Consider the following 8,361-nt stretch of genomic DNA (forward strand, 5'->3'; position numbering starts at 1 on the left):
CTTCGTCCCACGTGGTGCCGGGAGTGACCTTCCACGCGTCCCATGCGGAAACGACGAGCTTGGCGGTAAGGATTTACCTGGCCGGGATGACACCGGTGGCCCCGGCAGTTGGGGCACGCTTCGGATGCCGACTCCTCGAAGGTACTGGGCCGGTTCGGTCCGGTATGGGGGACTCTTCCGGCCGAGAGGACGCTAATAGGGGTGGAGCGTTGTGGACTCGGCGCCTCGATGACCAGTCCCAATTGCCGCCATCAGTGGCGACGAAGGGGTTTGCGTGGACTGCATGCGACAAGACCAAAATAGGGGACGGGAAAACTGTTCAGTGTCGGTTCGAGTCCGACCTGGGGTACCAGTTTGAACCAAATGGCCGCCGCAGGGACCATTACTTCGCCCGCCGGAGGCCGAAACTTGGTAGGCTAGGAAGACTATTTACCCCCTAATTGGAGGAATCAGCACTATGGCACTTGGTGGAAACCCGGTCTTTGCCAACAACAGGAATTTCACGGACCGCCCGGGCAAGGGCCAGAACCGGGGCTTCCTCTCCGGCGGAGCGGACACCATGTCCGCCCCGGCCCAGTTCTCGGCCCAGCAGCTGCAGGATATGTACAACACGCCGTCGGCGGGCCCGGCGCAGACCGGCCGCATGACCTACGACGACGTCATCATCAAGACCGTGGGCACCCTCGCCCTGGTCCTGGTGGGGGCGGCCATCGGCTGGATCATCCCCGCGCTGATGATCCCCGGCCTGGTGGTCGGGCTGGTGCTGGGCCTGGTGAACTCCTTCAAGAAGGAGCCCTCCCCGGCCCTGATCCTCTGCTATGCCGGCTTTGAGGGCCTGTTCCTCGGCGGCCTCTCCGGCATGCTCGACGCCATGTACCCCGGGATCGTGGTCCAGGCCGTCCTGGGCACGTTCAGCGTGTTTGCGGTGACCCTGGTGCTCTTCCGCAACGCCAAGGTTCGCGCCACCCCGAAGATGACGCGCTTCTTCCTGATCGCCCTCGGCGGCTACGCCCTGTTCTCGCTCATCAACTTCGGGCTGATGATCTTCAACGTCACCAACGAGCCCTGGGGCCTGCGCAGCATGGACATCCCGGGCACCAACATTCCGTTCGGCGTCGTGCTGGGGCTGCTGGCGATCGGCCTGGCCGCGTTCTCCCTGATCGTCGACTTCACCTCGATCGAGCGCGGCGTCCAGAACGGGGTGCCCACCAAGTACTCCTGGACGGCGGCGTTCGGCCTGACGGTCACGCTGGTCTGGCTGTATGTGGAGATCCTGCGCCTGCTGGCCATCCTGCGCGGCAACGACTGACCACCCTCCCAACTGACTGACCCGCAATAGATGTCGAAAATCGCCCGTGTCATGTCTCACTCCTGTGTAGACACTTCATGTCTCACTCCTGTGTAGACAGTTGATGTCTCATCCCTGTGTAGACACTTCCTGTCTTGGCCTTGTCCGGACGGGAGGTGTCTCACGGCTTTTTGGTCCGTTGTTGGTTTCTTGCTCGCTGGTCTCGGGGTCGGGCGGGGTGTCTTTGACGGGGTGGATTTTGCGTTTTCGCGCGGCTCCGGCGGGGTCGGCGGCGATGCCGGAGAGTTGTCCGTTGCCGACGTAGCGGGTGCCCTGGGGCGGGATGGGGTGGCTGATGATTTCCGTGCCGAGGGAGTTGAAGAACATGATGTGCGTGTCGTCGTAGAGGATGTGCACGGTGGTGCCGATGTGGGCCTTGCCCATTTTGTATTGGGTGCTCCGGACGGTGATGTCCCCGTTCCGGCCGACGCGCCGGTGGGTGGTGAAGCGCTCGGAACCGAGCGGGTGTTCCGGCTCGGGCGGCCGGGGTGCCGGGGCCCTGGGTGTGGCGTCCCAGGCTTGCTGCGGGGTCAGGTGGCCAACGAGTCCCTGGTGGACGCGTTCGGTGTTGTAGTAGCGGTCGAAGGCCTCGAGGTGGGATTGCAGTTCGGCCAGCGAGGTCGCCGCCGGTTGGCGGTGCAGGTATTTGTGCAGGGTCTGGTGGAAGCGTTCGTTCTTGCCCTGGGTGGTGGGTTTGTAGGGTTTGCCGGTGATCGGCTCCACCCCCCGGGCCTTGAGGAATTCCACCAGGGCCCCGCGGCGGCCGCGCCGGGTCGGGTTCAGGGCCGTCCCGTTATCGGAGAGGAACCGTTGCGGGATGCCATGGCGTTCCATGGCCGTGCTCACGACCCGGATGGCGGCCTCGCTGGTCTCCCCGGGAGCGGCCAGGGAGGCCAGGGCCAGGCGGGAATGGTCATCGATGAGCTGGAAGATCGCCACCTTCCTCCCGCCGGCCAGCACCCACTCGGTGGCGTCAATCTGCCAACACCCGTTCGGCTGCGGATAGGTGAAGCGGATGTAGGCGCTGCGGGGCTTCTTCCTCGGCTCCGGAACCACGACCCCGGCCCGGGAGAAGATCCGTGCCACCGTGGCCCGGGACGGGGGCTCAAAGCCCTGCCGGCGCAGCTTGGCGATCACCGACAACGGGCCCGAATCGAAGCCGGCGGCCTCGAGCTGGGCCCGGGTGCCCAGCAACAGATCAACCATGGACGCGCGGGTCGTTGCCGGGTGGGACACGGCGATCGGCGGCTTCTTCTCCAACGCCCGCACCGGCCCCACCCTCCTCGCCGCCGCCCGAACCTGGTAGAACCAGGCCCGGGAGACATGGTGTTGATTGCAGAACGCACTGACAGCCCCGCGAGGGGCATCCTCGGGCCAGGTCGCGACACGTTGCCGGATCTTGAGAGCAGGTTGAGTTTTAGTCACAACCCCCCATCAAAAACCACCAAGTGTCTACAAAGGAATGAGACATAGTGTCTACGAAGGTATGAGACAGAACTGTCCAATAAGGTATGAGACTTCACAGTCGAAAATCGCCCGGAAACGGGCGATTTTCGACATCTAGTGCGGGTCAGTTGCTGCGTTAAAGGACCCGGCGGGCGCCCGGGGCGGGGGAGACGGCGAAGATGTCCGGGGCGGTGAAGCCGGCGTCGGCGAAGGCGCGGACGACGGCGGCCCGCACCCTGGGTTCCTCGGCCGCCGGGATGAGGGCAATGGCCGAACCGCCGAACCCGCCACCGGTCATGCGGGCGCCCAGGGCGCCGTTGGCCAGGGCCGTCTCGACGGCCAGGTCCAGCTCGTCGCAGGAGATGTCAAAGTCGTCGCGCATGGAGGCGTGGCTGGCGGTGAGCAGGGCGCCGATGGCGGCCGGTCCGGCGTCGGCCAGGACCGCCACGGTGTCCAGCACCCGCTGGTCCTCGGTGACGACGTGGCGGACGCGGCGAAACGTCTGCGCATCCAGCAGCCCGGCCGCAACGGCGAGGTCCGCGGCCGCGACGTCCCGCAGGGCCGCCACGCCCAGGACCTCGGCCCCCAGCTCGCAGGAGGCCCGGCGGGCCGCATACCCGCCGGTGGCATGGGCGTGCGTGACCTTCGTATCCACCACCAGGACCAGCAGCCCGGCGGCGGCCAAATCCAAAGGAACCAGCCGAGACTCTTGGGTGCGGCAGTCCAGGAACACGGCGTGGCCGCCGGTGGCGAGCAGCGACGCCGACTGGTCCAGGATGCCGGTCGGGGCGCCCACGACCTCGTTCTCCGCGCGCTGGCCCACCAGGACCAGCTGGTTCGCCGTGAGCCCGGCGCCGCAGAGCTCGTTGAATGCCGACGCCACGGCGCATTCGATCGCCGCGGAGGAGGACAACCCGGCCCCCGTGGGCACGGTGGAGTCCAGGTAGAGGTCGAAGCCGCCGATGTCCACGCCCATCTGGCGCAACACCCAGACCACCCCGAGGGGGTAGGCCGTCCAGCCCTTCATGGTCTCGGGGGATAGGGTGGCCATCTCAAGGCTGACCACGCCCTGGTGTCCATAGCCGGAGAGCAGCCGGGCGGTGTTGTCGGCCCGGAGCCGGATGGCCACCTGGGCGGTGCGGTCAATGGCGAAGGGCAGCACAAAGCCGTCGTTGTAGTCGGTGTGCTCGCCGATCAGGTTGACGCGGCCCGGCGCCGACCATACGCCGTCGGGCGCCTGGCCAAAGGCTGCCGCAAACTTCTCCGCAACCTGGGCGGGGCCGGGCGCCGCGCTCATGGGATGGACACCTTCCCCTCGGTGCCCGCCGCCGTGCCGGCGCTCCGTTTGGCGGTGGAGACGCCGCGCAGCAGGGCCGCGGTGTGCTCCGGGGTGGTGTCGTTGATGAAGGCGCCCATGGCGGCCTCGGAGCCGGCCAGGAATTTCAGCTTGTCCGCCGCGCGGCGCGGGGACGTCAGCTCCAGGTGGAAGCGGCCGGCCGGGCGCAGGGCGGGGTCCAGCGGGGCCTGGTGCCAGGCCGCGATATAGGGGGTGGGCGTGTCGTAGAGGTTGTCCAGGCGGCGCAGCACGTCCAGGTACATCACGGCCAGCTCGTCGCGTTCGGCCTCGGACAGGGCGGCAAAGTCCGGCACGTGGCGGTGCGGGGTAAGGTGGATTTCCAGCGGCATGTGCGCGGCAAAGGGCACGTACGCGCTAAAGTGCGTGCCCTGGGCGATCATGCGCTCCCCGGACCCGGATTCCTTGGCCACAATGGACCCCAGCAGCGCCTCCCGCCCGTCGTGGGCCTCATAATAGGCAAGGGCCGCGGCGGCCATGACGGCGCTGCGCGGGGGCACGTAGGAATAAGCGTAGATCTGGCCGTGCGGATGGTGCAGCGTCACGCCGATCTCCTGGCCGCGGTTCTCAAACGGAAACACCTGCCGGACGCCGGGCAGGGCGCTCAGGGCCGCGGTGCGGTGGGCCCACGCGTCGATGACGGTGCGGGCGCGCTCGGTGGACAAGCCGCCGAACGAGCCGCTGTGCTCGGGCGTGAACGCCACCACCTCGCAGCGCCCATACGCGCGGCCTCCCGTGCCCCAGACCGGGTTGTCCGGTGCGTCGCCCACGGCCGGGCCCAGGGATGGGAAGCGGTTTTCAAACACCGCGACGTCGTAGGTGGAGTCCGGGATCTCGGAAAGGTTGGCCCCGGCGGTCGGGCACAACGGGCACTGGTCGGCCGGGGGCAGGTAGGTGCGCGTTTGGCGGTGCGCGGCGATGGCCACCCAGTCCCCGGTCAGGGCGTCGAAGCGCAGCTCCCCGGTGTTCTCCGGCGAACGCGGCTCCAGCGGGCGCGTGTCCCGGGCCGTGTGCGGGTGGACGGCGGCGCCGTCGTCGAAGTAGATCAATTCCCGGCCGTCGGCCAGGACGGTGGTGGTGACGGTGGTCATGAGGACTTCCTGACTGGGACGGGGACCGTCGCGGGCACTGCGGTGAAGGTGGGCACGCGGGCGGCGAACAATTCGCGCACGGCCCGGCTGACGGCGTCGTCCGTAATAATGGTGTCCACGGCGCTCAGCGGGGCAATGGCGGCCAGGGAGCGCACCTGAAACTTGGTGCTGTCCGCGAGCACGATCAGCCGGCCGGTCGAGTCGATAAAGGCGGCATTGGTTTCMGCCTCGAGCAGGTTGGGGCTGCTCAGGCCGCGGTCGGCGTCGAGTCCGTGGACGCCCATGAAGCACAGATCCGTGTTGAGGTTGCCCAGGGCGGTGCGGGCGATCGGGCCGACCAGGGCCTCGGAGGGCGTGCGCTCGCCGCCGGTGACGATCACCTTCACGTCCGTGCCTCCCTGGGCCCGGTAGAACAGCTCAGCCACCTTCAGGGAGTTGGTGACCACCGTCAGGTTGCGGAGTTGTTCGCCCGGGGCGGCCAGGTTCGCGGCCAGCTGATAGGTGGTGGTGCCGCCGGTCAGCGCCAGCGTCATGCCCGGCTCGATCAGCAACCGTGCGGCGCGGGCGATGGCCAGTTTGGCGGCGAGTTGCTTGTCCGCGTTGCGCCGGAAGCCCGGTTCCACGGCGCTGAGCCGGGCCAGGCGCGTGGCGCCGCCGTGAATCTTGCGGGCCAGGCCGTTGTGGTCCAGCGCCTCGATGTCGCGCCGGATGGTCATCTCCGAGACCTGCAGGGCGGCGGCGACGTCCGCCACGCGCACGGCCTCGCGCAGCTGGAGCTCCTTGAGGATGCGAGCCTGGCGTTCCGGTGCCAACATGGCGCCCCCTCCATCAGAAATGCCAAAAACACTTACTTTCAAACAAAATATTACATTAACCGGGTGCCGCGCGCAGTCAGGGCGGCCAACCCGGGCCGTCCGTGCGCGGCAGGCGGTAACCTATGCCTCATGACCACCACATCCGAGGCCGTGACGCACCCGGCCACTGGCCGCCAGTACACCCTGCGGCGCGGCGACGCGTCGGCGACGATCACGTCCCTGGCCGCCGGCCTGCGCCGGTACGAGCGCCGGGGGGTGGAGCTGGTGGAAAGCTACCCGACGGAGACCATTGCCCCAGGGGCGGCCGGGATCACGCTGGCCCCGTTTGCCAACCGGGTCGATGCCGGCCGCTGGATGCTGGACGGCGCGGCGCAGCAGCTGGACATCACCGAGGTTTCCCGCAACAACGCCATCCACGGCCTGCTGCGCAACACCGGCTACGCGGCCCTGGCCTACACCGATCACCAGGTCACGCTCGAGGCCGTCATCCACCCGCAGCACGGCTACCCGTTCCTGGCCCGGCACCGGGTCCGCTATGAACTCACCGAGTCCGGGGCCCTGCGCGTGGGGCAGACGCTGATCAACGATTCCCCCGCCCGGGCGCCGTTTGTCCTGGGCGCCCACCCCTACCTGCGCCTGGGTGCTCTCGCGCCGGAGGAGCTGACCCTCACGGTCCCGGCTACCGCCCGGCTCGCCACCACCGAACGCATGATCCCCACCGGTGCGCTGCCGGTGGAGGGGATCCATGATCTGCGCGCCGGCCGGCGCATCGCCGACATCCGGATGGACACCTCCTTTACCGGGCTGTTGACGGACGACGGCGTGGCCCGCCACACGCTGTCGGCCCCGGACGGGCGCGGGGTGAGTTTGTGGCACGACGCCACGGTCACCCACGTCCACGTCTTCATCACCGCCGACTTCCCCGGGCGGTCCCTGGCGGTGGCCCTGGAACCGATGAGCGGGGCGGCGAACGCCTTCAACTCCGGGGACGGGCTGGGGTGGCTGGCCCCTGGCGCCTCCTTCACCATGCGCTGGGGAATCGACTCCCAACTGGCGTGAGCGACGCACCGGGTTCGCCGGAGATCTGGACGCGGTTTCCGTAATGATCGGTGCATAGTGAATCATTGGGTCATGACCCCACAGCGGCTTCAACCACCAAGCTACTCTGAAAACGACGCTTCGGTAGTGCCCTTCGGCATGCGGGTTGCCGGGGCGTGGGCCTGGCGGATCGGGTTGATCCTGGTGGTCGCCGCCATGATCATTTGGCTGCTGAGCCAGGTGAGCATCCTGATCATTCCCATCATGGTGGCCGCCCTGCTGGCCGCGCTGCTGCGACCGGTGGTCAAGGCGCTGCGCCGCCTTGGGTTCCCGCACGGGCTCGCCGTCGCCGCCACCGAGGGCGGCCTGCTGCTCCTGGTGGGCGGCGGGCTGTTCCTGGTGGGCCGGCAGATGGTCTCCGGCCTGCACGACCTGAGCCAGCAGGCCCTGCGCGGGCTGATCAAGATCCAGGACTGGTTGACCTCAGGGCCGCTGGGGCTCAGCTCGGCCCAAATCAGCAACTACCTCCAGGACGCACTCGACGCGGTGCAAAACAACAGCAGCACCATAGCCTCCAAGGCCCTGGGCATCGGCACCACCTTTGGGCACTTGAGCGCCGGGGTCCTGCTGACCTTGTTCATCCTGATCTTCTTCCTGCTGGAGGGCCAGAATATCTGGGCGTTTCTGGTGCGTTTCTTTCCGCGCCGGGCCCGGCCCGCCGTCGACGGGGCCGGCCGGCGCGGCTGGCTCTCGCTGGGCAACTACGTGCGCGTGCAGGTTCTGGTGGCCGCCGTTGACGCCGTGGGCATTGGCGCCGGCGCCGCCATCATCCAGGTCCCGCTGGCGCTGCCGCTGGGCGTGCTCGTCTTCGTCGGATCCTTCATCCCGGTGGTCGGTGCGCTGGTCACCGGGGCGGTGGCCGTCCTGCTGGCCCTGGTCGCCAATGGCTGGGTCAACGCGCTGATCATGCTGGGCATCGTCCTTTTGGTCCAGCAGCTCGAAAGCCACCTGCTCCAGCCCTTCGTCATGGGCCGGGCCGTCTCCCTCCACCCCGTGGCCGTCATCCTGGCCGTCGCCGCGGGCTCCGGCGTGGCCGGCATCCTCGGGGCCCTGTTCGCCGTCCCGCTGCTGGCTGTCGCCAATTCCTCCATCCGCTACGTGGCCGCCCGCGGCTGGGAAAGCGACCCCCAGCTGCCCGACATTTACGGCTTCGGCGCTGCCCCCGCGGATCCGGTGCCCGGCGAGCCGGCGCCCGGCGGCGCCGCCCCC

At 68.4% G+C, this 8,361-nt stretch carries 7 protein-coding genes and 1 tRNA gene; 4 read left to right on the top strand and 4 right to left on the bottom strand.

The window, feature by feature from the left end; all coding sequences use genetic code 11:
- Positions 1 to 235 precede the first annotated feature (235 nt).
- Positions 236 to 352: transfer RNA gene (locus tag AB4Y80_RS01570), tRNA-OTHER, on the top strand.
- Between the two features lie 105 nt (positions 353 to 457).
- Positions 458 to 1,309: a Bax inhibitor-1/YccA family protein gene (locus AB4Y80_RS01575; protein ID WP_442211531.1), complete on the top strand. Its 852-nt coding sequence runs from the start codon at positions 458 to 460 to the stop codon at positions 1,307 to 1,309.
- A gap of 108 nt (positions 1,310 to 1,417) precedes the next feature.
- On the opposite strand, the gene AB4Y80_RS01580 is transcribed toward AB4Y80_RS01575, so the two are convergent.
- The 4 genes from AB4Y80_RS01580 to AB4Y80_RS01595 form a co-directional block, all read right to left on the bottom strand.
- On the bottom strand, positions 1,418 to 2,554 hold the full coding sequence (locus AB4Y80_RS01580) for an integrase core domain-containing protein (RefSeq protein ID WP_442211532.1): 1,137 nt from the start codon (positions 2,552 to 2,554) through the stop codon (positions 1,418 to 1,420).
- Between the two features lie 376 nt (positions 2,555 to 2,930).
- Positions 2,931 to 4,091, bottom strand: coding sequence for a galactokinase (gene galK, locus AB4Y80_RS01585; protein ID WP_442211534.1), 1,161 nt, complete (start codon positions 4,089 to 4,091; stop codon positions 2,931 to 2,933).
- A complete protein-coding gene (gene galT, locus AB4Y80_RS01590) occupies positions 4,088 to 5,239 on the bottom strand; it encodes a galactose-1-phosphate uridylyltransferase (RefSeq protein WP_442211535.1) in 1,152 nt (383 codons plus the stop codon). The genes galK and galT overlap by 4 nt, the downstream gene beginning before the upstream one ends.
- A complete protein-coding gene (locus AB4Y80_RS01595; RefSeq protein ID WP_442211536.1) occupies positions 5,236 to 6,054 on the bottom strand; it encodes a DeoR/GlpR family DNA-binding transcription regulator in 819 nt (272 codons plus the stop codon). Before AB4Y80_RS01595 ends, galT begins: the two co-directional genes overlap by 4 nt.
- Before the next feature lie 129 nt (positions 6,055 to 6,183).
- Here AB4Y80_RS01595 and AB4Y80_RS01600 point away from each other — a divergent pair, with 129 nt between their 5' ends.
- A complete protein-coding gene (locus AB4Y80_RS01600; RefSeq protein WP_442211537.1) occupies positions 6,184 to 7,113 on the top strand; it encodes an aldose 1-epimerase family protein in 930 nt (309 codons plus the stop codon).
- Between the two features lie 72 nt (positions 7,114 to 7,185).
- A partial coding sequence (locus tag AB4Y80_RS01605; RefSeq protein WP_442211538.1) for an AI-2E family transporter occupies positions 7,186 to 8,361 on the top strand: 1,176 nt, incomplete at its 3' end.

This window comes from Specibacter sp. RAF43 (assembly GCF_052114065.1).
Lineage (GTDB): Bacteria > Actinomycetota > Actinomycetes > Actinomycetales > Micrococcaceae > Specibacter.